Below are 25,422 nucleotides of genomic sequence, written 5' to 3'. Positions count from 1 at the left end.
GCCGGTCGAGCGAAGCCGCGTTGCGGTCCCCGTCCGTGCGTCCCTGCGCTCCGATCGCCTCACCCCAAAGCGTGAAGCGTTCCATGGCGAGGCGCGGCGCCGGCAGAGTTGTGCCGGCTGATCTGCCGGGCGCGTCGGCGCTGAAGGCGCCGTTGACCGAGCCGCCGGACGAGCCGGCGGCCAGGGGCCAGCGCAGCCGGTTGAGGATGGATTCGCGAATGAGATGGCTGTCCTCGATCGCGACGCTGACTGCTTGCGCGTGGATCTCGCCCGAGAGCGCATCGAAGCCGGCGCGGGCGTCGGCGACACTTGCCGTGAGCAGCGCATCGTAGACACGATGGCCGGCGCCCAGCGCTTCGGCCGTTCCCGCGGCACCGGCCTGGTTACGGGTCAGGGCGACCTGCGGAAAGGCGATCGCGTTGCGATCGAGCGTCAGCGCCACGTCATTGGCGCCATAGGCGAGGCTCGGGGTCAGGAAGGCGAAGTTCGAGGTCACCGCGGCGAACTGGCCGATGACCCCGCCCTGCGCCGTCAGGATGGTGTAGCGCGTCGAGGCGCCATAGCCGCCTTGTTCCGCCAGGAGCTGCACCGTTCCCCCGGACACGGTCGCGGTCCCGGTGGCGGCGATCCTGTCGGACTGGCCGGCGGCGTTGACCTCGAGCTGATAGGTCGAGCCGGGGTTGAAGGAAATGTTGCCGGCAACGTTCAAGGTGCCGATCGAATTGCCCGGTGCGACCGTGCCGGCATGGCCGACAATGACGCTCCCGACCGTGCCGGAACCGCCGAGCGCACCGCCGGCCAGGGTAATCGCGGAGCCCGTCAGCGAGCCGTTGACCGTGAGCAGACCCGACAGCACCGAGGTCGCCCCGGTATAGCTGCTGTTCCCCGTCAGAATGAGCCGGCCGGAACCCTGCTTGGTCAGCGTCCCCGTGCCCGAGATGTTTGCCGCAAGGATGGAGACATCGACAAAATTGGCGAGGATCTCGCCGTCATTGACGATCGCCGGTGTAACGATCGTGCCGGCAAGCCCGCCGGCGCCGATCGCGAGCGTGCCAAGGTGGCCGATCTGCAGGCCTGCGCCGGCATTGACGGTGCCGCCGTCAGCCGCAGTGAGAGCACCGGTGTAATCGCCGCAGCCACAGCCGGGATAGCCGACGAGCAGGCCGCCATTCGCGTTCAGCACGGAACCGGCGCCTGTTACGCTGACGCTGGCGCGGGCAAATCCGAGCGACGGATCCGGGTCCGAGCCGATCCAGAGCGGCCCGGAGGAGTTGACGGTGCCTCCGGCCGAGATGGTCAAGGCACCAGTGCCGCCGAAGGAAAAGCCGCCGACGAACAGAGTGCGGCCGACCGTCCAGCTCGAGCCGGGCCCTGTCACCGTGACGGTCGTCGACGCCCCGATGCCTTCGATAGCGGCCTCGGCCCTGCTCTCCATGGCGGCGCCGGCGCTGATCGAAAGGCCGACGTTGCTCGGGCCACCGATCCCCGTGAAACCTTCCACGGTCACCAGGGAATTCGGGCCGGAAACCTCCATGTTCGACTGCATGGCGAGAAGCCCGGACGGATCGACCATATGCAGCCTGCCGCCATTGACGACCCGCAAGGTGCCGCCGGCCACAGCGACGCTACCGAAGCCCCCCGCCGGATCGCCGACGCTCAGCGACCCGCCATTGATTTCGAGTGTCGGGTTCGAGCAGCCGCAAAGGAGAAGCAGTCCCTCGATGCTGTTGTTCGAGCCGGTCAACGACAGCGTGCCAGGCCCATCAAGGGAGAGAGAGCCCGGACCGGAGATCTGGCCGGAGAAGATAGTTGCGAGGGGCTTGGCGCCGATGCTCAGCATGGTGCCACTGCCGATGACGACATTGCCCGCTCCCGACAGCGCACCCACCGTGGCGCCGAACCCGGCAGCGCTTGCAATCTCCATCGTCGCCCCAGCCGCGACCCMGTAATGTGAGTTCGCCGAGAACGCGGTCGAAGAGTCGGCGACCAGGCGCCCACCCAGGATACTTGTTGCGCCCGTGTAGTCGTTGTTGCCGGAAAGGGTGACCGTGCCGGAGCCGGTCTTGGCGAGTGCGCCCGTGCCGGTCACCGCGTTGGCGATGGTGATGTCGACGCCGTTGCTCTGGTCGAGCGTCAACGTGCCGGCGCCGAGAGCGATGTTGCCGGTGAGATTGGCGGTGCCGGCCGTCGCGACCGTCAGGCTACTGTTGCCGGATAGCGCGAGAGCGTTTCCACGGGCGCCGCCGCCATCCAGACCGCCGGAGATCGAGCCGCTCGCGCCCAGCGTGATGCTCAGGCTTTGACCGGAGATGCCGGCTCCTGCCTGGCCGGTCGAGCCCGGGACGATGCCGGAGCCGCCGGCGCCGCCGTCTCCACCACGCACCGCGCCATTGACCACGAAGCTGGTACCAGTGGAACCGATCAGGCCGACGCCGCCAGAGCCGCCGCTTCCGCCAGTCGCGCCGGTGCTGTTCCCTCCAGCTCCGCCGTCGCCGCCCCTGACACCGGCACCGATCGTGAGCGACGTGCCGGCTGCGCCGGTCACTGCCAAGCCGATGCCGCCGCTGCCGGCATTGCCGGCCTCCGAGTGACCGCTGCCACCATTGCCGCCATTGCCGCCCGTCGTTGTCGACGTGAGCAAGCCGAGCGCACCGGTGCCGGATATCACCGCGCCATATCCGCCGGCGCCGCCACCGCCGCCGCTTCCCGCGAGKCCATCGCCGCCATTGCCGCCATTGCCGCCTGAGACGCTGCCGGTGGGAGCCGCCACATCCACGCTGCCATGAGCGCCACCKCCGCCACCGCCAGCGCCGTTGGAATCCTGCCCGTCCTGTCCCGCAGCTCCCGCGGTGGCTCCTCCGATTCCGCCGGTGCCGCCGATACCGGCGTTGCCTCTGCCGCCTGAGCCGCCGGTTATGCCGGAGCCGCCCCCGCCGCCGCCCCCGCCGCTACCGCCGACGTTCCCGCTGTCACCGGGAAGGGTGAGATTGTCGCCACCGCCTGCGCCGTCCCCTCCGCCGCCAGCTCCGCCATCGGCCAGAGCCGGCGCAGCCAGTGCGAAGGTGAGAAGGGCGAGCATGGCAGGACGTGACCGCGCAACACAAGGTCGCCGCAGCGCGACGCCTCGCGACACCTCATCCAGTCCCGCTGCTGATGACACGCAATTGCCCCCCGGCCGAGTCCGCACCATAGCCTCTGGTGTGAGGCAGGCAACGAACCACCGTTCATCGCCGATTAACTCTGCGGAACGTTGCATTCCAGGCACAGTTCAAAGGGGCGGATTTCCAGGCCGGATTCTCGCGAGCGGCGCATCAGCTTCGCGCAAGGAGGCACCCGGCAAGGACCGCTCCGCTAATCCAGCTCGAATACTCTCTGTGGTGGCCGCGGTGCTGCTCGGCGCCAGTGGGTGGGCTGCCAGCCGAGTGGGGTGCCATCATCGGCCAGCCAAGCGGCCTCCGCTTCGCGCGTCGGGCCGCGACCATCCCGGAAGCGGGCATGCTGCGTGCGGTTGCCGTCCGTCACTTMGACCTGTGCGCTGAGCCCCCTCCGTGTGGGGGGAGTCCCGAGTGTCCAACAATTCGCCATCGCAACCATGCTTCACGTCGCGGCGACGTCCTGCTCATGCTGTTTCGCGCCTCGCATCTCACCGTGGTTCAGCAGTAACACTCCAACCTGAATCGACGATTTCCTTGTTTTGGTTCGAGCCCAGTAAAGTAGAGCATTAAATATTCAATCAGAGCGTGGCGTGAGCATATTGTGTTCTTTGTCTCGCCCTGAATGGAGAAAATAATCAGATTGATCCCTCATATTCATGCCTCAGTCACGAAAGTTGGAATGTGATCGCATCCGGAAGAGAGCTGCTTGTCTCCTAAGTTCCGATATTCTTCTTCCGCCCTCTCGGTGAGAGCTCTATTCACAGCAGAACGTAGCAAGCCGCCGATAACGCCCGTCGACCATCGAAGCAGCCAGCGATGCCAACATCCAAGCGACTACTGAGTTCGCCCGACATGCGGCTCCGGGTGATCGAGGACAAGTTCAGCATTGGAACCTGGAGCTGGGATCTCGACACATCCGAGGTCACCTGGTCGACCGGACTGTTCAGGATCCTCGGCCTGGACGCCGCGGCGGTGGTGCCAACGATCGATCTCTATCAGTCCCTGGTGCATCCGGACGACCAGCTGGACTTCAGCAATGCCATCGGGCTCGCGGCAGACAAGCGGCTCCAGGACCGGACGTTTCGGATCATTCGCCCTGATGGCAGCCTGAGATGGTTGCGCAGCAAGGGGCAGGCTCATTTCGATCGAAACGGCCGCCCTGTCGCGATGTTCGGCGTCATTACGGACGTCACCGATGTTCAGGAACTCATGACGACGCTCGATCTCGAGACGATGTGGCGGCAGGCGCTCTCTCGCCTGCTGGGTGATCACGTCTGGCGCGCCTATCCGAATGGAAAGCTGGTCGAGACGACGGAGTGGTCGAAGCTCACGGGGCAGTCACCGGCGGAAGCCAGGAACTGGGATGAACTGGCGGCCATTCACCCGGATGATCGAAGGACCTTCCTCGAAGCCTGGAAGTCTGCGGTCGCGACGGAGAAGGAATATCAGGCCACGATCAGGGTCCGGACCGTGAAAGGGGATTATGTCACCCTCACCGGACGAGCGCTCCCGGTGCGCGGACCCAGCGGGGAGATCCGGGAGTGGATTGGCTGCACGACCTATGAACACGACGCCCGTCCGCAACCGCGGCAGACGGCACCGCTGCACGCCGCGCAGGTGCGGGCGGCGCGCGCGCTCCTGAACTGGTCGGCGCCTACGCTTGCCAGGGAAGCGCAGGTTTCCTTCTCCACCATTCGCCGCATGGAAACTTCAACGGCGGGCGTCCGGTCGGAAAATCTGCGGAAGGTCCGGGACGTGTTCGAGCGCAATGGCATTCGCCTCTTCCATGACGGCGAAGGGCGGGCCTGCCTCGGCCTGGCCGAAAGGGGCGCTTCGTAGCGGGCCGATGGGCTGTCCCGGAGAGCGGGCCGGCGAGCAGCTGATCGCCAGGGCAACGCAGGCCGGGGGAGCAGAGCGCAGGCGTGCTTTCCATTGATTTGCCCTTCCGTTAGGGCATTCAATTTGCCGCGATGCTCCTGTGGCGGCTCGTTGCCGGAGCAGAAGCGATCTGCTGGAAACTCTGCCTGGACCGTACAGGCAGCAACGCACCCCAATGACCGGGAGAACCTGCCGTGAATATCTGGGCCTCGATGATCCTCATGGACGGCAGCGACCCTGCCATCGATCGTATCGTGCGGGAAACGGCCTCGGAGCGCCTGACGATCGTCTTCGTGCCGACGCCCGAAGCGGCCCCTGACGTTGCTCTGTCCCTGATCGCCGAGGGCGTCGAACTGATCGAGCTCTGCGGAGGCTTCGGCGTCGAGCCGGGTGCCGCGGTCGTCAGGGCTGTCGCAGGCCGCGCCGCGGTCGGCCTGGTCAGCTTCGGCATCGATTCCCTGACCCAGGCGGCTGCCTACAAGGCCAAGTTCGAGGCCGGCGGCTGAACGCCGCGGGGCGCCCAGGGGCGCGGCCCGGCCCGTCGCGCCCGGTTTCAACATACCAGGATATCAGGCGGACAATTTCCTCGGACCTCGGCCGGGAGGGCGCTCCGTGACGGTCTCGTTGAGACGAGTTCCTGCCGCTGATCCGGCACGCTGGTTGCTTGTTCCCAATCATGGACATGCGGTGGCGGGGCCTTCGGCCTGTGTCATCCACAAATTCCTTCGTGCCCGCCATGCTTGTGCCCCACCTGCATGGAACGGACTGGCGAAGGGGAGGAGAGGCCTGTAAATTCTCTTGCGGCGCATTATCTGCGGTGAAGCGTCAGGACGATAGCTTTGAAGACAGCGGCGACCATGGGAAGCGGAACGGAAGCGGGGCCTCGGGGCGACGGCGAAGACCTGCGCGCGCCGCTCTCAATGGCCGATCGGCCGAAACGCCCAAGTTCTCCCGTCGATGGCGGTGGCCGCGAAGGGGCCGGCACCGCCGTGCTGACGCGGACCAGGACACGCAAGCCCAATCTCTATCGCGTGCTCCTGCTCAACGACGACTACACCCCGATGGAATTCGTGGTGCATGTGCTCGAGCGGTTCTTCAACAAGGACCGCGCCGAAGCGACCCAGATCATGATGCATGTGCATCAGAACGGCGTCGGCGAATGCGGGATCTTCACCTACGAGGTCGCCGAGACAAAGGTCACCTTGGTGATGGACCTGGCGCGCAAGCACATGCATCCTCTGCAATGCGTGATGGAGAAGAAGTAGTCTTGGATTCGATCATCCTCCTGAAAGCGGAATAGGAGCGCATCAGTGCCGAGTTTCTCGCGCAGTCTCGAACAGGCGCTTCACCGGGCTCTGGCGCTCGCCAATGAGCGTCATCACGAATACGCCACGCTGGAGCATCTGCTGCTCGCCCTGGTCGATGATCAGGACGCTGCCGCCGTCATGCGCGCCTGCAGCGTCKATCTCGACATGCTGAGGCGCAATCTCGTCGATTATATCGATGCCGAGCTGAGCAATCTCGTCACCGATGGCCGCGACGATTCCAAGCCGACAGCCGGGTTCCAGCGCGTGATCCAGCGCGCGGTCATCCATGTCCAGTCCTCCGGTCGCGAAGAGGTGACCGGCGCCAATGTGCTGGTCGCGATGTTCGCCGAGCGCGAGAGCCATGCCGCCTATTTCCTGCAGGAGCAGGACATGACCCGTTACGACGCGGTCAATTACATCAGCCATGGCATCGCCAAGCGCCCCGGCGCGAGCGAGAGCCGGCCGGTGCGCGGCAGCGAGGAAGAGCCCGAGCAGCAGCAGCGCGAGTCGCGGGCCGACCAGGGCAACGATGCCGACAAGGACAAGAAGAAGAAGGAAAGCGCGCTCGAGGCCTATTGCGTCAACCTCAACCGCAAGGCGCGTGACGGGCGCATCGACCCGCTGATCGGCCGCGAGGCCGAGGTGCAGCGCACCATCCAGATCCTTTGCCGCCGGCAGAAGAACAATCCGCTGCTGGTCGGTGACCCCGGCGTCGGCAAGACCGCGATCGCCGAAGGGCTCGCGTTGAAGATCATCCGCGGAGAGGTGCCGGAGGTTCTCGAGGACGCGACGGTGTTCTCGCTCGACATGGGCACGCTGCTGGCCGGCACGCGCTATCGCGGCGATTTCGAAGAGCGCCTCAAGCAGGTGATCAAGGAGATCGAGGCCCATCCCAAGGCGATCATGTTCATCGACGAGATCCATACGGTGATCGGCGCTGGCGCGACCTCGGGTGGGGCGATGGATGCCTCCAACCTGCTGAAGCCGGCGCTGGCTTCGGGTACGCTGCGCTGCATCGGCTCGACGACCTACAAGGAATACCGTCAGTATTTCGAGAAGGATCGGGCGCTGGTGCGTCGCTTCCAGAAGATCGACGTCAACGAGCCGTCGGTGCCGGACACGATCGAGATCCTGAAGGGGCTGAAGCCCTATTTCGAGGAGTTCCACAAGCTCCGCTACACCAATGACGCCATCAAGKCGGCGGTGGAGCTGTCGGCGCGCTACATCCATGACCGCAAGCTTCCGGACAAGGCGATCGACGTGATCGACGAGACCGGCGCCTCGCAGATGCTGCTGACCGAGAGCAAGCGCAAGAAGACCATTGGCGTGAAGGAGATCGAGGCTGCGGTCGCGGTCATGGCGCGTATCCCGGCCAAGACCGTCTCCAAGGACGACGCCGAGGTTCTGCGCAATCTCGAGAACACGTTGAAGCGCACGGTCTACGGCCAGGAGAAGGCGATCGAGGCGCTGTCGTCCTCKATCAAGCTGGCGCGTGCCGGCCTGCGTGATGGCGAAAAGCCTATCGGCTGCTACCTGTTTGCCGGCCCGACGGGCGTCGGCAAGACCGAAGTGGCGCGCCAGCTCGCCGCGTCGCTCGGCGTCGAGCTGATCCGCTTCGACATGTCGGAATATATGGAGCGCCACACGGTTTCGCGGTTGATCGGCGCACCTCCCGGCTATGTCGGCTTCGATCAGGGCGGGCTTCTGACCGATCAGGTCGACCAGCATCCGCATTCGGTGCTGCTGCTCGACGAGATCGAGAAGGCCCATCCCGACCTGTTCAACATCCTGTTGCAGGTGATGGATCACGGCAAGCTGACCGACAATAACGGCAAGCAGGTCGATTTCAGGAACGTCATCCTGATCATGACGACCAATGCCGGAGCCGCCGACATGGCACGCGCAGCCTATGGTTTCACGCGGGCCAAGCGCGAGGGGGACGATACCGAGGCGGTGAACCGCCTGTTCGCGCCGGAGTTCCGCAACCGGCTGGATTCGGTAATTTCCTTCAGCCATCTGCCGAAGACGGTGGTGGCGCGTGTCGTCGACAAGTTCGTGCTCCAGCTCGAAGCTCAGCTCGCCGATCGCAATGTCACGATCGAGCTCACCGACGAAGCGCGCGAGTGGCTGGTCGAGAACGGTTACGACGAGGCGATGGGGGCGAGGCCGATGGCTCGCCTGATCCAGCAGACGATCAAGACACCGCTCGCCGACGAGGTCCTGTTCGGGCGCCTGAAGGGTGGTGGGGCGGTCAAGGTCGTCGTCGTTCAGTCCGAGACCGGCATCAAGGTGCTGGGGCTCGAATTCCCCGACGGGCCGGTCAAGCCCAAGCCGGAGAAGGACGTGGCGGCGGCGGCCGAGAAGCGCACGCCGCGGGCAAAGGCGAAGGGCTCAGCGAAGCCGGGCACGCCCGGCACACGCCGGGCGCCGAAGGGCGGCGGAGACGGCAAGGGCGGTGGCCCGGCCGAGCCGCCCAAGGCGGCGCAACGCGCCATTCGTACCGTGCCGAAGGTCCCGCTGACGAAGGCCTGAGACCGTGTTCTTTCGACGCAAGACCCAAGCTGCCGCGCTCCAGACCAGCGGCGAAGCCCCGGTACAGCCTGCCAAGGAAAAACTTGGCTGGTTCGAGAAGCGTGCGCGCCGCCGCCGGCGGCGCGTGCTGTTCGAGGAAATCCTCGGCTGGATCCTCGTGCCGGCCTTCGGCTATCTGATCTATCTCGGTATCAAGTCGGTTGGCGGCGTGCCGAAGGAAATCATCGATTTCGGCAACGAGCTGATCGGCATCGTGATGAAGGGTGGCACCTGAGAGCCACCCCTTGCCTTTGCAGGCTGTGCAAGGGTGACCGCGCGATGCCGGATGTCGGCTTCCCGCGCGCGAGCGTTTAGAACGGGTCCCGCCCGGCCATCTCAGGCCGGTGCGGCTTTTCGAGTGACCGACCCGTCAGGCGTGCAGAATCTCTCATGAGCGTATCGGCCGACTGGAGCTGGCAGCGCACCGCGCTGGCCGGGATACGCGATGCGCTGTCGCTGCCGGCCTGGGTTGTCGGCTTTGGACTCGTCGGTGTCGGCTCGCTGGCGCGCGATGTCGGCTATCCCGTCGATGTCGCTGTGCTCTCGACCATGCTGGTCTGGGCCGGGCCGTCGCAGGTGATCTTCTTCGCATCGATCGCGGCGGGGGCTGCGTGGAGCGCGATCGCGCTTGCGATCGGCTTTGCCTCGCTGCGCTTCCTGCCGATGACGGTGGCGATCCTGCCGCTGCTGCGCCGGCCGGGGCAAGGCATCGCGATGCAGCTGCTGCTCGCGCATTACGTTGCCGTTACCGCCTGGACCGAGGGCCTGCGCCGCCTGCCGGGGATCGCGCCGCACCAGCGCGTGGCCTATTTCCTCGGCTTCGCCAATGCCTGCATGATGGTGAGCGCAGCGGGCACCTATGCAGGCTATTACCTCGTTGGAGCGCTTCCGCTTCCGCTTGCTGCCGGGCTGCTCTGCCTGACCCCGATCTTCTTCCTCGCATCGATCGCTGCCGGTATCCGCCACCGCGGGGACTTCATCGCGATGGGGCTTGGCCTTGCGCTGGCGCCGATCTTCGACCGTCTGATGGGCAGCGGCTTCGACCTGATCGTCTCCGGCCTGATCGGCGGCAGCATCGCCTTTGCCGTGCGGCGCATCGGGGCGCGGCGCGCATGACACAGCCGATCCCGCTGCTCGACGGCCCATTCTGGCCCTATCTCGCGCTGCTGCTCTTCGCTTTCCTGCCGACCGAGATCTGGCGCTGGCTCGCAGTCGCCTTCGCGCGGCGCATCAACGCCGATTCGCCCGCATTGGAATGGGTGAGGGCGGTGGCGACGGCGTTGCTCGCCGGGGTCGTCGCCAAGTTGATCATCGCGCCGCCAGGCGCGCTCGCGGCCTTGCCGCTCTCCTTGCGCGTCGGAGCGTTGGCGGCGACGCTGGCCATCGTCCTGTTCGACCGACGGCGCGTTTTTCTCGCCGTCATTGTCGGCGAGGCGGTGCTGATCGGCGGCGGCTGGATGCTGAGCCAGGCGGCCTGACAGGTCCCTCAGGGACCAGGCTGCTGAAGATGGCGCAGCTTGTCGGGATTGCGGACCACGTAGATGGCGTGGATCAGCCCGTCGCGGATGTCGAGCGCCGTTGCCTGCAGGGTCTGGCCGTTCTCCAGGCTGACATAGCCGGGCAGGCCATTGACCAGTACAGGTTCATAGCTGGTCGTCGAGACGTTGCGCTGGGTCAGTGCGTGGGAGAGGCGCGCAAAGAAACGAGCGACCTTGTCCGCGCCGAAGATCAGCTTGAACACGGCCTGGACCTTGCCGCCGCCATCGCTGTGCAGGACGACATCCTCGGCGAGCAGACGCTGCAACATCGTCGGGTCGGATTGATGTGACGCCTTGAAAAAGGCCTCGGCGAAGCGCGCGGCCTCCTCCCGGGAAACCTTGTTGCGCGGCGGCGTGTCGAGCCGGACATGGTCGCGTGCGCGCTTGGCGAGCTGACGGCAGGCGGCCTCGCTGCGCTCCAGCATTGCGGCGATCTCAGTGAAGTCCATGTCGAAGATGTCGTGCAGAAGGAAAGCCGCCCGCTCCAGTGGAGACAGGCGTTCGAGAGCCAGCATCAGGGCGATGGGGGCATCGAGCTCGTCATCGGCGACCTCGGCGCTGCCGAGTCTTTCGACGAGCGGTTCCGGTAGCCAGGTCCCGACATAGAATTCGCGGCGGCTGCGGGCCGATTTCATCTGATCGAGGCAGAGCCGCGTCACTACCTGGGCGAGATAGGCGCGAGGGTTCGAGATTTCGTCGCGACTGGCCTCGTGCCAGCGCAGCCAGGCATCCTGGACGATATCCTCGGCGTCGCTGACGGAGCCCAGCATTCGATACGCAAGTCGGGTCAGGAAGCGCCGATGCTGTTCGAACGCGGTCTGCAGGGTCATGAATGCCATCTCGCAGGTGAGCGAGAGCCCGCGACAGCGGACTCTCGGATTTCTTGCGCAGGATCCCTGCGCGAGGCGGCCTCAGGCAGCCGCGGACCGTTGGCGATCCTGCGGGTGCCGGGCTCGGAAGCCGGCATTGATGCGGTTCCAGGTGTTGATTGCTCCGATCGCGACCGAAAGATTGACCGCTTCGGCTTCGCTGAAATGCTCGCGCAATTCGGAGAAGGCCTCGTCGCTCGCACTGGCTTCGGACAAGCGCGTCAACGCCTCGGCCCAGCGCAGGGCAGCGCGCTCGCGCGGGGTGTAGAGTTCCGACTCGTGCCAGGCGCTCAGCAGATAGAGCCGCGCTTCGGTCTCGCCGGCCTTGCGCGCATCGGCCGAGTGCATGTGCAGGCAATAGGCACAGCCGTTGATCTGCGATGCGCGCATCTTCACCAGTTCGAGCAGGCTGTGCTCCAGCCCGCACTCTTCGACATAGTTCTGCATTCCCAGGACGGCGTTGACCGCGGCCGGAGCAACCTGGAAGACATTGAGGCGTTGGGGCATGAACTTCTCCATCTGTGTCTGATGGAAGCAAGACGAGGCAGGCCCGACGCCTGTGACATGCCTTCAGATATTTTTTAGCGCGGCCCGGATTTTTTCGGCGTTCGCAGCAAGCACGTCATTCGCCTCCATCGCACCCGTATGGGGGCGAAGCGCAACGCCGTCCMAGCGCGGCATGACATGGACATGCAGGTGGAACACGACCTGGCCGCCAGCCGGCTCGTTGAACTGCTGGATGGTGATGCCGTCGGCTGCGCAGGCGCTCTTCACGGCATGGGCGAGCTTCTGGGTCGTCAGCGCCACTGCCTTGAGCGCGTCCGGCGGCGCATCGAACACATTGCGGCAGGCGGCCTTGGGGAGGACAAGGACGTGCCCGTCGGCACGGGGCATGATGTCCATGATGGCGACGGTCTCGTCGTCCTCATAGACCTTGTGGCTGGGCAGCTCGCCGCGCAGGATCTTGGCGAAGACATTGGCAGAATCATAGGCGGTCATCGTTGGCCGGTCCGTTCTACGGGAAAGATACTGTCAGGGTGAGGTGCGCTGCCGCCCAGCGTCAAGAGACAGCGTCTCGATGATTGCGGCATCCAGCACGAGATCGTCGCGCGCGCCAAGCAGCCAGAGGTCGCGCGCCTCGAAACGCAGGAGCGGGCGATGCCACCAGCGCTCCACGATACCGGCGAGCGCGGCGGCCTCGGCGGGGGAAAGGTCGTCGGTCAGATTGTAGAGGCCGACGACATAGAGATCGGTCTGCTGCCGACCGAGCGCAGATTGAATGGCATGAAAGACGTTCTGGCCGTCGCGCTGCTCCGGATAGGCGCGCAGATAGAGCCGGCCACGATTGACGTTTCCGGAGAACAGGCCGCGCAGTTCGACGGTGAGGCGACCGAGATCGCCGAGCGCTGCTCGAGCAGCGGGATCGATGGACGGCGGAACGTCCGTGCCAAGCGAGCCGCAGAGGGTGGCGTGCAGGCGCTCGGCGCGCCTCGGCAGGATATCCCAGGCGATCTTTGCGGCGAATGGCGCGGTCTTCAGCTCGGATTCCATGGCGATGAACGCGGGCGAGGCACGCAGCGCGGCATCGTCGACCGGCAGCACGAGCGAGAAGACCGACGGGTGCCGTCCCATGTCGTAGAAGCGCCCCGGCAGATTTGCGATCACGCCCGGGTGATGCGGGGCAACCAGCGGCAAGTGGGCGAGGCGATAGGCGTCGTCGAGCAGCAGCGGCTCCCCGGACGCGAAGGCGGTGCGGCTACGATCATAGCTGAGCACTGCGTCGTCGCAGAATGTGACCTCTCGCGCAGGATGGGCGCCGCCGCTGTMACGCTTCATCTGTGCGTCCATCCCTGCGGAACGGGCTCTCAGCCGCGAGCGCCGCGCAGGCGGCTGCAATATGCTMGCGCTCGGTCCCGAGATAGGCCGAAACCGCGCGGCGCAGACCGGGATCGGCGAGGTGATGGGCCGAGCGCGTGATGACGGGGCGATAGCCGCGCGCGATCTTGTGTTCGCCCTGGGCGCCGGCTTCGACGCGGGCGAGCCCATGTGCGATCGCGTAGTCGATCGCCTGGTGGTAGCAGAGCTCGAAATGAAGGAAGGGGTGGTCCTCGATGCAGCCCCAGTTGCGGCCATAGAGCGTGTTCGCTCCGCGGAAATTGATGGCGCCTGCGATATAGCGCCCGGCGCGGCGGGCCATGACCAGCACGATGCGCTCGCCCAGTGCTTGCCCGACCAGTGAAAAGAAGCGCCGGTTCAGATAGGGCCGGCCCCATTTGCGCGAGCCGGTATCCTGATAGAAGGCGAAGAAATCATCCCAGACCGCCTCGGTCAGGCCGGAGCCGCTGAGAACCTCCACCGTGATGCCGACCGAAAGCGCCTCACGCCGCTCGCGTTTCAGCGCCTTGCGCTTGCGCGAGGCAAGGGTGGCGAGGAAATCGTCATAGGTCGCGAAACCGTCATTGCCCCAGTGGAACTGGAGATCGTGGCGCTCGAGATAGCCCGCCTCGATCAGTGCACCGAGATCGGGCTCCTGCGCGAAGGTGACGTGGATCGAGGAGGAGCGTGTCTGGTCGCGCAGTGCCTCMAGCCCGGCGATCAGGCCGGCGCGTGCTTCGCCGGTGCGCGGCCCGTCCGCCGCGAGCAGGCGGGGACCCGTTGCGGGGGTGAAAGGCGCGGCCACCTGGAGCTTGGGATAATAATGCCCGCCGGCCCGTTCATAGGCGTCGGCCCAGGCATGATCGAAGACATATTCGCCCTGGCTGTGACCCTTCACGAAACTCGGTGCCGCCGCGAGCAGCCGGTCGTCGCCGTCCTCGACGAGGAGATAGGCGGGAGACCAGCCGGAGCGGCCGCCGACGCAGCCGCTTTCTTCCAGGGCTCTCAAGAAGGCGTGAGAGACGAAGGGGTTATCTGTGTCGTGTTGAGAAAGTGAATCGGTTGCTTCGCAGCTTGATTCAAGTCGTGCAGGCGAAGGCACGCTGGCCGCATGCGGGTTGGCGCAGGCGTCCCAGGCTTCCGCCGGCACGGATTTCAACGAGGTCGCGACCCGGACCCGCAGGTCGTTGCGGTCGCGACCTGCACTCAAGGGCGGAACCCTTCGAAGACCATCTGGTCGGCGTGAGCGCGGGCTGTTTCCCGATCCTCGGGGGTGCGCACCGTCCAGCTCATCAGCGGCAGGCCAAGTGCCTTGTTGCAGAGGAACGGGGCGGCACTTGGCAGATCCGAGACCTTCCAGGACAGGAAATCGGGGCGGCTTTCCTCGAAATGCAGCAGGTTCGCGAGCGCGTGCTTCTGGCGCGCGTCGAGCCGGTCATAGTCGGAATAGGCATATTCGTTCATGGCCACGATGCCGCGCGGGATCGCCGGAGCGAGCTCGCGCAGGGCAGTGACGATCGTCGGATCGAAGGACTTGAAGACGATCGGCTGACCGGAGCGCCTGGCGACGATTTCGGCTGCGCGTCGCGTCAGCGCGAGATCGCCGTCGAAGCGGCTCTTGACCTCGATCACCAGCGGCACGCGGCCGGCGATCCGATCAAGAAACGCGTCGAGGGTCGGAATCCTGTCGCTGCTGCCCTTCAATGAAATCGCGGCAAGCGCATCCGCCGTCCTGGCATTGACATTGCCGGTCTCAGCCGTCAGCCGATCGAGCACGAAATCGTGAAACACCATGGCTTGGCCATCGGCGCTGAGCTGGATGTCGCATTCGATGCCGAAGGTGCCGGCAATGGCGGCGTCTGCCGCCGAGATGCTGTTCTCGATCAGGCCGGCGGCGAGGTCGTGCAGGCCGCGATGCGCGATCGGCCGCGCGACCAGCCAGTCGAGGGAAGGACGCGCGCTCATCAGGCGATCTCGAACATCGCCTCGACCTCGACAGCGGCATCTGCCGGCAGTTCGGCGACGCCGACGGTCGAGCGGGCATGGCGGCCGCGATCGCCGAGAACCTGGACCATCAGGTCGGACGCGCCGTTCATGATCGCGGGAAGCGCCGAGAAATGCGGGGTCGCGTTGATGAATCCGCCAAGCCGGACGCAGCGTTTGATGCGCTCGAGATCGCCGCCAAGCGCGGCTTTGGCCTGCGCCAGCACGTTGATCGCGCAGAGACGCGCGGCCTCGAGCCCGGCTTCGTTGAAGATCTCGGCGCCGAGCTTGCCCTTGTGCTTGTCGGAGAGCTTGCCGTCGAGGCCAAAGCAGATCTGCCCGGAGATCACCAGCAGGTTGCCGGTGATGACATAGGGCACATAGTTCGCCACGGGCGCAGCGGGAGCGGGCAGGGTGATGCCCAGTGCAGCGAGGTTGGCTTCGATTTCGCTCATCGGGTCAGGCTCCTGGCGCTCGGTCGAGTCGGATCATCTGCGCGGTGGCCCGCCTGGGCCTCGGCCCAGAGCTGCGGCGACGCAGGATTCCTACATGGCCGATGGCCGGGTAAGCCGCAAGCGCGGGGCCTGCCAAGCGGGGTTGTGCCATGGGCGTAGCTCGCCGCGATATGCGCCTTGTTTGCGCCATTGCCGCATTGCACTAGACTCAGCGATCAGGTGCAGCAAGGCGGCGGGCAAATGAACAGAATCGGTTTCGGTCTCCTGGGCTCGGCGGGCGCTGCGACGCTCCTGCTGATGGCATTGCCAACGGCCGCTCTGGCGCAGGCCAAACCAGGGGATCGCGTCGTCCTGGTGCCGCACCGCGCAGTCTACGATCTCGTGCTCGACGATGGGAAACCGGCCAAGAACATCGAGGCGGCTCGCGGGCGCATTGCATTCGACTTCACCGGCGATGCCTGCGAGGGTTATGCACTCTCCTTCCGGCAGGTGACCCAGCTCACCAGTGAGGGCGGGCCGCGCACGATCGATGCCCGGACGACGAGCTTCGAAGCAGGAGACGGCCAGAGCTACCGCTTTAAGACCGAGAGTTCCGCAAGTGGCGCGCCGACCGAAGTCGTCGACGGCACTGCGAAGAAGTCGGGAGCCGACGGCTATGAGGTCAAGCTGACCGCTCCCAAGGCGGAGACGCATCGTGAGGCCGGCGACGCGTTGTTCCCCAATGCGCAGATGAAAGCGCTGATCCTGGCGGCGCGAGCGGGCCAGAACACCTTTAGCGTGCGGCTCTATGACGGCGCCAATAGTGGCAAGGAGGTCTATGACACGCTCTCCGTCATCGGCAAGCACATCGAAACGCCGCCGAGCGAGGCGCCCTTGAGGCGCCCGGAATTCGAGAAACTGACACGCTGGCCGGTCACCGTATCCTATTACAAGGTCGGTTCAGGCGAGGTCACGCCGGCCTATTCGATCTCGTTCGAACTGTATGAGAATGGTGTCACCGGCGCGGTCCGGATGGACTATGGCAGTTTCGCGTTGCGCGGCACGCTCACGCGTCTGGATTTTCTGCCTCATCAGGATTGTGCGAAGTAGACTTGGTCCCCGATGGCGGTCGGTCCGGGCTGCGCAGGCTCAGGCCTTTTCCGATCGCATCATCGCCGAAGCGGGCGCGGAGCTTGTCGAGCGCGCCCTCCATGGCCTTGAGACGCGGCGTGGCAACGTCGGCGAGGTCGCCATGGTCGGCCTCCTCGGGGCCGGTGAGATCGCTCGCGCCGATGCCGATCAGCCGGTAGCGCTGCCCGGTGCATTCGCGCTTCAGCAGTTCGCGTCCGGCCGCAAAGAGGCGCCCGGCGAGCTGCGTTGGTTCGGGCAGGCGGCTCGCACGCGTGATCGAATGAAACTCTGCCGTCTTCAGCTTCAAGGTGACGGTTCGCCCGGCAAGCTCCTGGGCCTTGAGGCGCTTCGAGGTCTTCTCGCACAGCCGCCAGAGAATCGGCTCCAGCTCGTCGAACCGGGAGAGGTCGACATCAAGCGTGGTTTCGCTGGAGACGCTCTTGGTCTCGTGATCCGGCGTCACCTTGCGGGCGTCGATGCCATTGGCGAGGTTCTTCAGCCGCGGTCCGTCCTTGCCGGCGAGCCGGAACAGCGCCTGTGTCGGCGCGTCCYGCAAATCGCCGATCAGACGAAAGCCGGATTCGGCCAGCTTGGCTGCGCTTGCCTTGCCGATGCCCGGGATCAGGCTGACGGGTTTGTCCGCGAGAAAGGCGACGGCTTCACCGCGGCCGATGATGGAAAAGCCGCGCGGCTTGTCGAGGTCGGAGGCGACCTTGGCCAGGAACTTGGCGTAGGACAGGCCGACGGAAATGGTGATGCCGATCTCGTCTTCGATCCGCCTGGCGAAGCGCGCCAGCGTGATGGCCGGGCTGGCGTGATGCAGCCGCTCGGTGCCCGAGAGATCAAGGAAGGCCTCGTCGATCGATAACGGTTCGACCAGAGGGGTCAGTTCCCGCATCAGCTGCCTGACCTCGCGCCCGACAGCGACATATTTCGCCATGTTGGGCTTCACCACGACGGCTTCCGGGCAGGCCTTCAAGGCCTGGAACATCGGCATGGCGGAACGCACACCGTATGTGCGGGCAATATAGCAGGCCGTGGAGACGACGCCGCGCTTGCGGCCGCCGATGATCACCGGCTTGTCGAGCAGGGACGGATCGTCCCGCTTCTCGACCGCGGCGTAGAAGGCGTCACAGTCGATATGAGCGAGGCTCAGGCTGTCCCGTTCGGGGTGGCAGATCAGGCGCGGCGAGCCGCAGGCGCGACAGCGGCGTGAGGCTCCCGCCGCGCCGTCGTTGTCAGTGAGGCAATCGCGGCAGAACGCAGGCGCTTGGCGCGGACGGTCACGCTCTTCTGTCAAGCATCGTCACCGTGATGGGGGCCAGCGAGGGTTTCCCGCGCCTGCCCAATGATTTCCGGATTCAGGCTTAAATTTCCGACAAATTCGAGCAGGAGCGATTCGTTGCCGAGAAGGTGATCGAGCACTGCGACCAGGAAGCCGGGCTCGCCGGCTGCTGCACGCAATGTCTCCGGCCCAAGCCCTGTTGCGGCCAGAAATAGCGCGATTCGCGCGGAATCGGCAGCGAGGAAGCCCAATGCGCGCAGGGCAAGGGTTTCAGCATCGGGTGAAGCGATCGAGCGTGGCATGGTCGGTTGTCGGGTCCAGGATCAGGTTTGCGTTTCGTCAACGGCTGGCGTGCTAGGATGATCATCGAACGGAGCTGTCGGCTTGGAAAGCCTGGAATAGACCGACGCCTTCCGAGGCGAAACAGGGGAACGGCATGACGAAGACGGTCCTGATCGTCGAGGACAACGAGCTCAACATGAAGCTCTTCAACGATCTTCTCGAGGCGCATGGCTATGCGACGCTGAAGACGGCCGATGGCATCGAGGCTATCGAGCTGGCGCGCGCCCATCATCCCGATCTGATCCTGATGGATATCCAGCTTCCCGAAGTCTCGGGTCTGGAGGTCACGAAGTGGATCAAGGAAGACGACACGCTCAAATCCATTCCCGTGATCGCGGTGACCGCCTTCGCAATGAAGGGAGATGAGGAGCGGATCCGGGAGGGCGGCTGCGAGGCCTATCTCTCGAAGCCGATCTCGGTTGCCAAGTTCCTGGAAACGGTACGCGCCTATGCCGGCGCGGCCTGAGCGGCGGGAGCGGCTCCATGTCTGCGCGTGTCCTGGTCGTCGATGACATCCTCACAAATGTGAAGCTGCTCGAGGCCAAGCTGTCGGCGGAATATTTTGACGTGACGACGGCCCTCAACGGGGTCGACGCCCTGGCGATCTGCGAGCGCGGCGAGGCGGATATCGTGCTGCTCGACGTCATGATGCCGGGCTTGAACGGGTTCGAGGTCTGCCGGCGGCTGAAGAACAGCCCGACCACCGCCCATATCCCCGTCGTGATGGTGACCGCACTCGACCAGCCGAGCGACCGGCTGAAGGGGCTCGATGCCGGAGCCGATGATTTCCTGACCAAGCCGATCGACGATGCCGCGCTCTTCGCCCGGGTGCGCAGCCTGGTGCGTCTGAAGTCGGTCACCGACGAATTGCGCCACCGGGCAATTGCATCGCGGCGTCTCGGTATCGCCGACCCGCTGGCTGCAGCGGCGTCCGAGACCGGGCTGAACGGCCGCGTCCTGCTGATCGAAGATCGTCCCACGGCTTCCGAGCGGCTCTCCAGCGCGCTGTCGACGTTTCACAGCGTCGAGGTCGAGGCAGACCCGAACCTGGCTCTCGCCAAGGCGGCCGAGGGCGATTTCGAAGCCATCCTTGTCAGTCTCGACCTGCAGAACCATGACGGCCTCAGGCTGTGCAGCCAACTGCGCTCATTGGAGCGGACCCGCAACGTCTCGGTGCTGCTGCTCGGCGAGGCCGAGGACCGCGCTCGCATCCTGCGCGGGCTGGAGATCGGTGCACATGATTTCCTGATGCGTCCGGTCGACCGTAACGAGCTGTTGGCGCGGGTGCGCACGCAGATTCGCCGCAAGCGCTTCACCGAGCGCCTGCGCGACAGTGTCCAGTCCTCCATGGAAATGGCGGTGATGGATCAGCTCACCGGGCTGCATAATCGGCGCTATCTCGACAGCCGCCTCAGCACCCTTTTCGACGAATCGGCACTCAGAGCCCGGTCGCTTGCCATGCTCGTCCTCGATGTMGACCGCTTCAAGGTCGTCAACGACAGTTGGGGGCATGACGCCGGCGACGAGGTGCTGCGCGAGTTCGCGGACCGGGTGCGCGCCTGCACGCGCGGCATCGATCTCGTCGCCCGCCTGGGGGGCGAGGAGGTCGTCGTCGTACTGCCGGATACGACATTGGATGCGGCCTTCGCCGTGGCCGAGCGAATCCGGGAGAAGGTCGAGGTCGAGCCCTTCACCATCCAGCGCAACTCACGGACGATCGGCGTCACCGTTTCAATCGGCGTCGCCAGCCGGCGCGCCGGCGATTTCTCGCCGGCCGAGATGATGAAGCGGGCGGATGATGCGCTTTACCGCGCCAAGGAAAGCGGCCGGAACCGCGTGATCGTCGCCAGTGCGGCGTAAACCAACCCTGTAAACCTTTCCAGGTAGGGTTAACCATCGATGAAGATTCGAGAATCGATCTGATTCAATTGCAATCGAAAGGCGGGTGCGTAGGGTCATTTCCAACGCAGCCCGCCCTGGGCTGCCCGATATGCCCCTCGGGAGCTCAGGTCCGCCGCATCTCCTGGGAATCCGATGGGCTCGGTCGGTCGGCCGCGGGACATCTGGCCTCATCAGAACCGCAGCCGGCCGGCCACCACTCCCCCCAGTCGCGCGATCAGAGATAGTGCGACAGCCCGGCCGCGACGGCGTAGCCGAACAGGCCGAAAGCCGCGAGCAGGCCAAGCAGCATCAGCCCAGCCTTGATTCTGCTCGACGCGAAGCGCGAGGAATCGAGTTCGACGATCAGCTTCAGGAATTCACGCACCGCTCCGTGCGGCCTGGCGGGACGTGCCGCCTTCTTGTCACCGCTGCTCACACGAAACTCCGCATCGCGACTGGAGATTGTCCGCGTCGAAAATGGGGGGAGCGGAGCCATTCGGCAAGCCCCGAAGGTCGGCGGAAGACTTGGGCGCGGGGCGGCCCGAGCCGCAATTCCTGCCAGTGAAGCTCGCTGGAATGTGTTTATGCTGCGATGCAGCATGCGCATCCCCGTCCGCGCCAGTTCGTGATAGTCTCTTGCAGATTCGACTCCGGTGGGACCCGGGGCAGAAGAGGCTGGCCTGAGATCCTCAAACGGGGAGCGACCCATGCGTATTCTCGCATTGGCGCTCTGCCTCGCGGCGTTTCTGCCGGGCGGAGGGCTTGTCCATGCACATAGCTGGTATCCATACGATTGTTGCAGCGACCAAGACTGCTGGCCCATGGGCCAGGATGTCGACGCGCGCGAGCCGGATCCCCGGATCGTGCCCGGCGGCTACCTGACCTATGACGGCTATTTCATCCCTGAGGGGGCGACGCGTGCGTCCCAGGATGGCCGCTTTCATATTTGCCGGCGGGGTGGAACCCTGACCGGTAGCGTGATTGCTCCGTCGCAGAAGCCGTTCTGCCTGTTCGTGCCCAGACAGGTGTTCTGAACAGGACCGAATCGTAGGCAAAAAAGAACCGCCCGGATCACGGGCGGTTCCTTGAACTTTGGTTATGCCGAAAAGGCGACCAGGATCACTTGATCTTGGTTTCCTTGAACTCGACGTGCTTGCGCGCGACCGGGTCGTACTTCTTCTTCGACATCTTTTCGGTCATCGTGCGGGAGTTCTTCTTCGTCACGTAGAAGAAGCCGGTATCCGCCGTCGACAGCAGCTTGATCTTGATGGTCACGGCCTTGGCCATGGGTTCCGTCCTCGAGCCTGGCGGGCCGCGGTCTGGCCCTCATAAAACAAAATGGCCGGGGGAACCCGGCAAACCGTTCCCGGGGAGATGCCGCAAGCCAGTGGCGAAGTCAAGAAAGAATGCCCGGACGGAGCGAACAGTTTGCCTCAGGGGCAACCTGTCAGAGTTCCTCGCGCACGAAATTCAGGTTTTTCTCCCAGAAATAGGGCACCGGGAGATAAGGGCTGAAGCCGGCTGCTATCCTGGCCTCGACTTCCTTGATGATGACCTGGGTAATCGTCGGCAGGTCGAGCTGCCTCGCTTCATCAAAATTGACCCAGACCAGTTCGATCAGCTCGGAATCAGGGCCGGTGACGCCCTCGACGCTGCCGCCGAGCGCATCGTAGTCGACGACGAAGAAACGCGTGTCGAAGCGCTTCGGGCGCCGCGGCGGTGTGACGGCACGCGCGACGAAGGTTACGGCGCTGAGATCGGGATAGACGCCATGGCTGGCGAATTCGGTCCAGGTGCCTTCCGGGGGATTCTCGGGCACTCCGAACTCATCCGAGCCGAAGAGCAGGCCGGTCTCCTCAAAGGTCTCGCGGATGGCGGCCATGGCCAGCGCTCGGGCCTTGTTCGGGCTGGGGCGCACCGTGCGCTTGGCCAACCGGTCCTCGCAGATCTGCGGAATCGCGCCGGTTGCTGCCATGCGCCGATCGCCGGCGTCGACGCGTCCGCCCGGGAAGACGAATTTGCCAGGCATGAACTTGTGTCCGAGGTGGCGTTTGCCCATCAGCACCCGGGGGGCTGCGCCGCTCCGATCGAGGATCAACATCGTCGCAGCGTCATGCGGCCGGGTGTTGGTCGCGGTCCGGCTGCGCTCTGCCTGAGTCAGGATGACGGCGTTGTCGTTCATTGCCGGGATGCCATGGATGTGCCGGGCTGGCGCTCGGGCAGGGGAGGTGCGTTGTCGAAGCCATGCATGCGCATGGCCCATTGCAGGCCGATGACCCCGCCCTTGACCGGTTGCATCAGCACGAGCGACAGGAACAGTGTCAGCGGCAGCCAGACCGCCATATGCAACCACATCGGCCATTCCGCATATTTCTCGACCAGGACCAGGCCGCCGACGATGACGTGGCCGACAATGGTGATAACGATATAGGGCGGCAGATCATCGGCACGCTGGTGGTGCAGCGCCTCGCCACAGGCCTCGCAGCGGTCGACCGACTTCAGGAAGCCCCGGAACAGCCGGCCTTCGCCGCAATGGGGGCAGCGGCACATCAGGCCGCGGCGGATCGCCAAACGCCAGTCGCGCTCGACCGGCTGGTCGATGGAACTGTGAACCTGAACCGACATCATCGCCTCTTGCCCGGCTTCGCCTTGCCGAAGGGGGGCTTGCCCTTGGCTCGGCCGGACAATGGTCGCCTCGGGCCGCTTTTGCCAGAGTGGCCCGATGTCACACGCCGACCCTCGGAGAGCAATTCGAAGCGTAGCGCGCCGGCGACGGGGGCGGCTTCGACGAGGCGGACATGGACACGATCGCCGAGGCGCCAGCTGTCGCCTGTGCGCTCGCCTGTCAGAGCATGCGCCGCTTCGTCGTAGCGATAATAGTCTCCGCCCAGCGTCGAGGCCGGGATGAAACCGTCTGCTCCGGTGCCGTCGAGCTTCACGAACAGGCCGGCCCGGTTCACGCCGCCGATGCGTCCGTCGAAGCTCGAGCCGATCTGGTCCGCAAGGAAATGGGCGATCAACCTGTCGGTGGTCTCGCGTTCGGCCGCCATGGCGCGGCGCTCGGCGGCCGAGATMCGGGTCGCGATCTCGCGCAGTTCGGCGAGCGTGGTCGCTTTGGGCAGTCCGTCATCGCCGAGTTTCAAGGCTGAGATCAGGCCACGATGCACGATGAGGTCGGCATAGCGCCGGATCGGCGAGGTGAAATGGGCATATCGGCGCAGGTTGAGCCCGAAATGTCCGTAGTTCTCGGCGACATATTCGGCCTGTGCCTGGGTGCGCAGGATCACCTCGTTCAGGAAGAGCTCGTTCTCCGAGCCCTTGATCATGGCGAGGATGCGGTTGAACAGCACGGGGCGCAGTGCGCCATCCTTCGGCAGCTTGATGCCGACCGAGGCCAGCACTTCGCCGAGTGCCCGCATCTTCTCGAGCGACGGCTCGTCATGGCAGCGATAGATCAGCAGACTGCCAGCCTTCTCCAATGTCTCGGCGGCGGCGACATTGGCGAGGATCATGAACTCCTCGATCAGCCGGTGCGCGGCCAGCCGCTCGGGCGCGATGACACGGTCGACGGAGCCGTCGGGCTTGAGGATCAGCTTGCGCTCGGGCAGATCGAGGTCGAGCGGCTGGCGTTGATCGCGGGCGCGGGAGGCGACGCCATAGGCCGCCCAGAGCGGCATCAGGACGCTTTCGCGGATCGGGCCGGTCAGGTCGTCCGGCTTGCCGTCGATGGCGGCCTGAACCTGCTGATACGAGAGCTTCGCCGCCGAGCGTATCAGGATGCGGTGGAAGCTATGGCTCTTCTTCGAGCCGTCGGCCTTCAGGATGAGGCGGACGGCGAGTGCCGGCCTGTCCTCGCCGCCGCGCAGTGAGCAGAGATCGTTGGAGATGCGCTCGGGCAGCATCGGCACGACGCGGTCGGGGAAATAGACCGAGTTGCCCCGCTCCAGCGCCTCGCGGTCGAGCGCGGAACCCGGGCGGACGTAAGATGCGACATCGGCGATCGCGACCGTGACGACATACCCGCCTTCATTGGCCGGGTCGGTGTCGGGCGCAGCATGGACTGCGTCGTCATGGTCCTTGGCGTCGGCGGGATCGATGGTGATCAGCGGCAGCGCGCGCCAATCCTCGCGGCCAGCTGTGCTGGCGTGCGGGGCGGCTTCTGCCTCCACCAATGTCGCAGGGGAGAACTCGTTGGGAATACCGTGGGTATGGATTGCGATCAGGCTGACGGCGCGCTCGGATTTCAGCGAGCCCAGCCGTTCGCGCACCCGCGCTTCCGGCGGGCCGAAGCGGCCTTCGCGCCGCAGCGAAACCGAGACAAGGTCCCCGTCCTGGGCATCGCCGGTCTGCCCTTTGGGGATCAGCGCCTCGCGGCCCTGGGCCTTCTTGTCGACCGGGATCAGCCGGCCCGAGCCGTCGGGCAGGGCGCGGAAGATGCCGAGCACCTGCGCCTTGCCCTTGCCCATGATCTTGAGCACGCGGCCGGAATAGGCGAAGCCGTCCATGCCCCGGAGGCGGGTGAGCTTGAGCAGGACCTGATCGCCGACCCCGGCAGCGGCGGAGGCGAGCTTGCGCGAGCGGATTTCGCGCGGGCGTTCCACMAGGATCCTGGGCGGAGCGCCTTCATCGGCCTCGTTCCATTCGAGCGGGGCGGCAACAAGGTCGCCGTCACGATCCCGGGCCTTGATCTCGCATAGCAGCACGGGGGGCAGGGCGCCGCGCGGATGAACCGGCCTGTCCTTGCCGTCGCCGCCGAGTTCGCCTTCCTCGGCGAGATCCTTGAGCATGCGCTTCAGCCAGATCTTGCCTCCGCCCGAAAGGCCAAAAGCCTTGGCGATCTCGCGGCGGCCGACTTCGCGGCCGGCAAGGCGCTCGCTCTCGATGAAGTCGAGAATCGCCTCGCGGCTCGGTTCAGGCGCGAGCGATGACACGGGCTAAACTCGTCTGATGGGAATGAGAATGAAGAAACACGTGGCCTCTGTGCCACGTCCGGAGCTGCTGCGCCAGAACCGGGACTGCAGGGCTGCTCCCGGAAACGAGAAGGGCCGCCCTTTCGGGCAGCCCTTCCATTGTCGAACCGCGGCCCGGCGAACCGGACCTGAAGGTGCGAAAACTCACGCGGAACAAGACTCCCACAGGGAATGAGTCCAGGTCCGCCCGCCTTGCACCAGCG

The 25,422-nt window shown here is 65.4% G+C and carries 26 protein-coding genes; 11 read left to right on the top strand and 15 right to left on the bottom strand.

Going from position 1 to position 25,422, the window contains the following annotated elements; translation table 11 throughout:
* Nucleotides 1-3,079 (bottom strand): autotransporter outer membrane beta-barrel domain-containing protein (locus tag AC1DIO_RS07025; protein WP_476853278.1); only part of this gene is annotated, 3,079 nt, incomplete at its 3' end.
* A gap of 892 nt (nt 3,080-3,971) precedes the next feature.
* Here AC1DIO_RS07025 and AC1DIO_RS07020 point away from each other — a divergent pair.
* The 7 genes from AC1DIO_RS07020 to AC1DIO_RS06990 all read left to right on the top strand — a co-directional run bounded on the left by AC1DIO_RS07020 (nt 3,972) and on the right by AC1DIO_RS06990 (nt 10,389).
* A complete protein-coding gene (locus AC1DIO_RS07020; RefSeq protein ID WP_441506006.1) occupies nt 3,972-4,994 on the top strand; it encodes a PAS domain-containing protein in 1,023 nt (340 codons plus the stop codon).
* Between the two features lie 233 nt (nt 4,995-5,227).
* On the top strand, nt 5,228-5,539 hold the full coding sequence (locus AC1DIO_RS07015; RefSeq protein WP_441489661.1) for a DUF6506 family protein: 312 nt from the start codon (nt 5,228-5,230) through the stop codon (nt 5,537-5,539).
* 414 nt (nt 5,540-5,953) lie between these two features.
* Nucleotides 5,954-6,298: an ATP-dependent Clp protease adapter ClpS gene (gene clpS, locus AC1DIO_RS07010; RefSeq protein ID WP_043233033.1), complete on the top strand. Its 345-nt coding sequence runs from the start codon at nt 5,954-5,956 to the stop codon at nt 6,296-6,298.
* A 45-nt stretch (nt 6,299-6,343) separates the two neighbouring features.
* Nucleotides 6,344-8,872 carry an ATP-dependent Clp protease ATP-binding subunit ClpA gene (clpA, locus tag AC1DIO_RS07005; protein WP_476853277.1) on the top strand — a complete coding sequence of 843 codons (2,529 nt, stop codon included), beginning with the start codon at nt 6,344-6,346 and terminating at the stop codon, nt 8,870-8,872.
* A gap of 4 nt (nt 8,873-8,876) precedes the next feature.
* Entirely contained in the window at nt 8,877-9,146 is a 270-nt protein-coding gene (locus AC1DIO_RS07000; RefSeq protein WP_441489663.1) for a hypothetical protein, read from the top strand.
* A gap of 155 nt (nt 9,147-9,301) precedes the next feature.
* Nucleotides 9,302-10,027 carry an AzlC family ABC transporter permease gene (locus tag AC1DIO_RS06995; protein WP_441489664.1) on the top strand — a complete coding sequence of 242 codons (726 nt, stop codon included), beginning with the start codon at nt 9,302-9,304 and terminating at the stop codon, nt 10,025-10,027.
* Complete coding sequence (locus AC1DIO_RS06990; protein WP_441489665.1) at nt 10,024-10,389, top strand: AzlD domain-containing protein; 366 nt, start codon at nt 10,024-10,026, stop codon at nt 10,387-10,389. Before AC1DIO_RS06995 ends, AC1DIO_RS06990 begins: the two co-directional genes overlap by 4 nt.
* Nucleotides 10,390-10,397: 8 nt before the next feature.
* On the opposite strand, the gene AC1DIO_RS06985 is transcribed toward AC1DIO_RS06990, so the two are convergent.
* From AC1DIO_RS06985 to AC1DIO_RS06955, 7 genes are all read right to left on the bottom strand, one after another.
* Nucleotides 10,398-11,279 carry a sigma-70 family RNA polymerase sigma factor gene (locus AC1DIO_RS06985; RefSeq protein ID WP_441506005.1) on the bottom strand — a complete coding sequence of 294 codons (882 nt, stop codon included), beginning with the start codon at nt 11,277-11,279 and terminating at the stop codon, nt 10,398-10,400.
* A gap of 81 nt (nt 11,280-11,360) precedes the next feature.
* The gene (locus tag AC1DIO_RS06980) at nt 11,361-11,825 is read right to left on the bottom strand and encodes a carboxymuconolactone decarboxylase family protein (RefSeq protein ID WP_441489667.1); all 465 of its coding nucleotides are present in this window, start codon (nt 11,823-11,825) and stop codon (nt 11,361-11,363) included.
* A gap of 63 nt (nt 11,826-11,888) precedes the next feature.
* Nucleotides 11,889-12,317 (bottom strand): HIT family protein, encoded by a 429-nt coding sequence (locus tag AC1DIO_RS06975; RefSeq protein ID WP_476853276.1) that lies wholly within the window; start codon nt 12,315-12,317, stop codon nt 11,889-11,891.
* A 33-nt stretch (nt 12,318-12,350) separates the two neighbouring features.
* A complete protein-coding gene (locus AC1DIO_RS06970) occupies nt 12,351-13,154 on the bottom strand; it encodes a hypothetical protein (RefSeq protein ID WP_476853275.1) in 804 nt (267 codons plus the stop codon).
* Entirely contained in the window at nt 13,081-14,403 is a 1,323-nt protein-coding gene (locus AC1DIO_RS06965; RefSeq protein ID WP_476853274.1) for a GNAT family N-acetyltransferase, read from the bottom strand. Before AC1DIO_RS06965 ends, AC1DIO_RS06970 begins: the two co-directional genes overlap by 74 nt.
* Entirely contained in the window at nt 14,400-15,158 is a 759-nt protein-coding gene (locus tag AC1DIO_RS06960) for a glycerophosphodiester phosphodiesterase family protein (RefSeq protein ID WP_441489671.1), read from the bottom strand. Before AC1DIO_RS06960 ends, AC1DIO_RS06965 begins: the two co-directional genes overlap by 4 nt.
* On the bottom strand, nt 15,158-15,631 hold the full coding sequence (locus AC1DIO_RS06955; protein ID WP_441489672.1) for a RidA family protein: 474 nt from the start codon (nt 15,629-15,631) through the stop codon (nt 15,158-15,160). Before AC1DIO_RS06955 ends, AC1DIO_RS06960 begins: the two co-directional genes overlap by 1 nt.
* Before the next feature lie 240 nt (nt 15,632-15,871).
* Between AC1DIO_RS06955 and AC1DIO_RS06950 the strand changes: the two genes are divergently transcribed.
* Nucleotides 15,872-16,720: a cell envelope integrity EipB family protein gene (locus tag AC1DIO_RS06950; protein ID WP_441506003.1), complete on the top strand. Its 849-nt coding sequence runs from the start codon at nt 15,872-15,874 to the stop codon at nt 16,718-16,720.
* Here the strand turns inward: AC1DIO_RS06950 and AC1DIO_RS06945 are convergent.
* On the bottom strand, nt 16,677-18,041 hold the full coding sequence (locus AC1DIO_RS06945; protein ID WP_476853273.1) for a DNA polymerase IV: 1,365 nt from the start codon (nt 18,039-18,041) through the stop codon (nt 16,677-16,679). The two genes, AC1DIO_RS06950 and AC1DIO_RS06945, sit on opposite strands and share 44 nt — an antisense overlap.
* The gene (locus AC1DIO_RS06940; protein WP_441489675.1) at nt 18,038-18,328 is read right to left on the bottom strand and encodes a DUF3572 domain-containing protein; all 291 of its coding nucleotides are present in this window, start codon (nt 18,326-18,328) and stop codon (nt 18,038-18,040) included. Before AC1DIO_RS06940 ends, AC1DIO_RS06945 begins: the two co-directional genes overlap by 4 nt.
* A gap of 134 nt (nt 18,329-18,462) precedes the next feature.
* Between AC1DIO_RS06940 and AC1DIO_RS06935 the strand changes: the two genes are divergently transcribed.
* Together AC1DIO_RS06935 and AC1DIO_RS06930 are read left to right on the top strand one after the other, a co-directional pair.
* The gene (locus tag AC1DIO_RS06935) at nt 18,463-18,834 is read left to right on the top strand and encodes a response regulator (protein ID WP_043232944.1); all 372 of its coding nucleotides are present in this window, start codon (nt 18,463-18,465) and stop codon (nt 18,832-18,834) included.
* A gap of 17 nt (nt 18,835-18,851) precedes the next feature.
* Nucleotides 18,852-20,228: a PleD family two-component system response regulator gene (locus AC1DIO_RS06930; RefSeq protein ID WP_441506001.1), complete on the top strand. Its 1,377-nt coding sequence runs from the start codon at nt 18,852-18,854 to the stop codon at nt 20,226-20,228.
* Nucleotides 20,229-20,484: 256 nt separating this feature from the next.
* Here AC1DIO_RS06930 and AC1DIO_RS06925 read toward each other — a convergent pair whose 3' ends face one another.
* Nucleotides 20,485-20,685 carry a hypothetical protein gene (locus tag AC1DIO_RS06925; RefSeq protein ID WP_441489677.1) on the bottom strand — a complete coding sequence of 67 codons (201 nt, stop codon included), beginning with the start codon at nt 20,683-20,685 and terminating at the stop codon, nt 20,485-20,487.
* A 271-nt stretch (nt 20,686-20,956) separates the two neighbouring features.
* Here AC1DIO_RS06925 and AC1DIO_RS06920 point away from each other — a divergent pair, with 271 nt between their 5' ends.
* The gene (locus AC1DIO_RS06920; protein ID WP_441506000.1) at nt 20,957-21,283 is read left to right on the top strand and encodes a hypothetical protein; all 327 of its coding nucleotides are present in this window, start codon (nt 20,957-20,959) and stop codon (nt 21,281-21,283) included.
* 85 nt (nt 21,284-21,368) lie between these two features.
* Here AC1DIO_RS06920 and rpmG read toward each other — a convergent pair whose 3' ends face one another.
* The 4 genes from rpmG to rnr all read right to left on the bottom strand — a co-directional run bounded on the left by rpmG (nt 21,369) and on the right by rnr (nt 25,180).
* Nucleotides 21,369-21,536, bottom strand: coding sequence for a 50S ribosomal protein L33 (gene rpmG, locus AC1DIO_RS06915; protein ID WP_038367996.1), 168 nt, complete (start codon nt 21,534-21,536; stop codon nt 21,369-21,371).
* A 160-nt stretch (nt 21,537-21,696) separates the two neighbouring features.
* Nucleotides 21,697-22,431, bottom strand: a complete 735-nt coding sequence (locus AC1DIO_RS06910) for an NUDIX hydrolase (RefSeq protein WP_441489678.1) — start codon at nt 22,429-22,431, stop codon at nt 21,697-21,699.
* The gene (locus AC1DIO_RS06905) at nt 22,428-22,877 is read right to left on the bottom strand and encodes a DUF983 domain-containing protein (protein WP_441505998.1); all 450 of its coding nucleotides are present in this window, start codon (nt 22,875-22,877) and stop codon (nt 22,428-22,430) included. Before AC1DIO_RS06905 ends, AC1DIO_RS06910 begins: the two co-directional genes overlap by 4 nt.
* Nucleotides 22,874-25,180 carry a ribonuclease R gene (gene rnr / locus AC1DIO_RS06900; protein ID WP_476853272.1) on the bottom strand — a complete coding sequence of 769 codons (2,307 nt, stop codon included), beginning with the start codon at nt 25,178-25,180 and terminating at the stop codon, nt 22,874-22,876. Before rnr ends, AC1DIO_RS06905 begins: the two co-directional genes overlap by 4 nt.
* Nucleotides 25,181-25,422: the final 242 nt, after the last annotated feature.

The organism is Allobosea sp. 05T439 (assembly GCF_056396005.1).
Note: the sequence above shows the minus strand (reverse complement) of the source record. Positions and strands in the feature narration are given on the sequence as shown.

Bases quoted from the DNA above. Each gene is read 5' to 3' on its own strand.
- AC1DIO_RS06920 (WP_441506000.1), top strand. From the start codon at position 20,957: ATGCGTATTCTCGCATTGGCGCTCTGCCTCGCGGCGTTTCTGCCGGGC.
- AC1DIO_RS06905 (WP_441505998.1), bottom strand. From the start codon at position 22,877: ATGATGTCGGTTCAGGTTCACAGTTCCATCGACCAGCCGGTCGAGCGC.
- AC1DIO_RS06940 (WP_441489675.1), bottom strand. From the start codon at position 18,328: ATGCCACGCTCGATCGCTTCACCCGATGCTGAAACCCTTGCCCTGCGC.
- AC1DIO_RS06955 (WP_441489672.1), bottom strand. From the start codon at position 15,631: ATGAGCGAAATCGAAGCCAACCTCGCTGCACTGGGCATCACCCTGCCC.
- AC1DIO_RS06990 (WP_441489665.1), top strand. From the start codon at position 10,024: ATGACACAGCCGATCCCGCTGCTCGACGGCCCATTCTGGCCCTATCTC.
- AC1DIO_RS06960 (WP_441489671.1), bottom strand. From the start codon at position 15,158: ATGAGCGCGCGTCCTTCCCTCGACTGGCTGGTCGCGCGGCCGATCGCG.
- AC1DIO_RS06950 (WP_441506003.1), top strand. From the start codon at position 15,872: ATGAACAGAATCGGTTTCGGTCTCCTGGGCTCGGCGGGCGCTGCGACG.
- rpmG (WP_038367996.1), bottom strand. From the start codon at position 21,536: ATGGCCAAGGCCGTGACCATCAAGATCAAGCTGCTGTCGACGGCGGAT.
- AC1DIO_RS06935 (WP_043232944.1), top strand. From the start codon at position 18,463: ATGACGAAGACGGTCCTGATCGTCGAGGACAACGAGCTCAACATGAAG.
- clpS (WP_043233033.1), top strand. From the start codon at position 5,954: ATGGCCGATCGGCCGAAACGCCCAAGTTCTCCCGTCGATGGCGGTGGC.
- AC1DIO_RS06995 (WP_441489664.1), top strand. From the start codon at position 9,302: ATGAGCGTATCGGCCGACTGGAGCTGGCAGCGCACCGCGCTGGCCGGG.
- AC1DIO_RS07020 (WP_441506006.1), top strand. From the start codon at position 3,972: ATGCCAACATCCAAGCGACTACTGAGTTCGCCCGACATGCGGCTCCGG.
- AC1DIO_RS06910 (WP_441489678.1), bottom strand. From the start codon at position 22,431: ATGAACGACAACGCCGTCATCCTGACTCAGGCAGAGCGCAGCCGGACC.
- AC1DIO_RS06980 (WP_441489667.1), bottom strand. From the start codon at position 11,825: ATGCCCCAACGCCTCAATGTCTTCCAGGTTGCTCCGGCCGCGGTCAAC.
- AC1DIO_RS06985 (WP_441506005.1), bottom strand. From the start codon at position 11,279: ATGACCCTGCAGACCGCGTTCGAACAGCATCGGCGCTTCCTGACCCGA.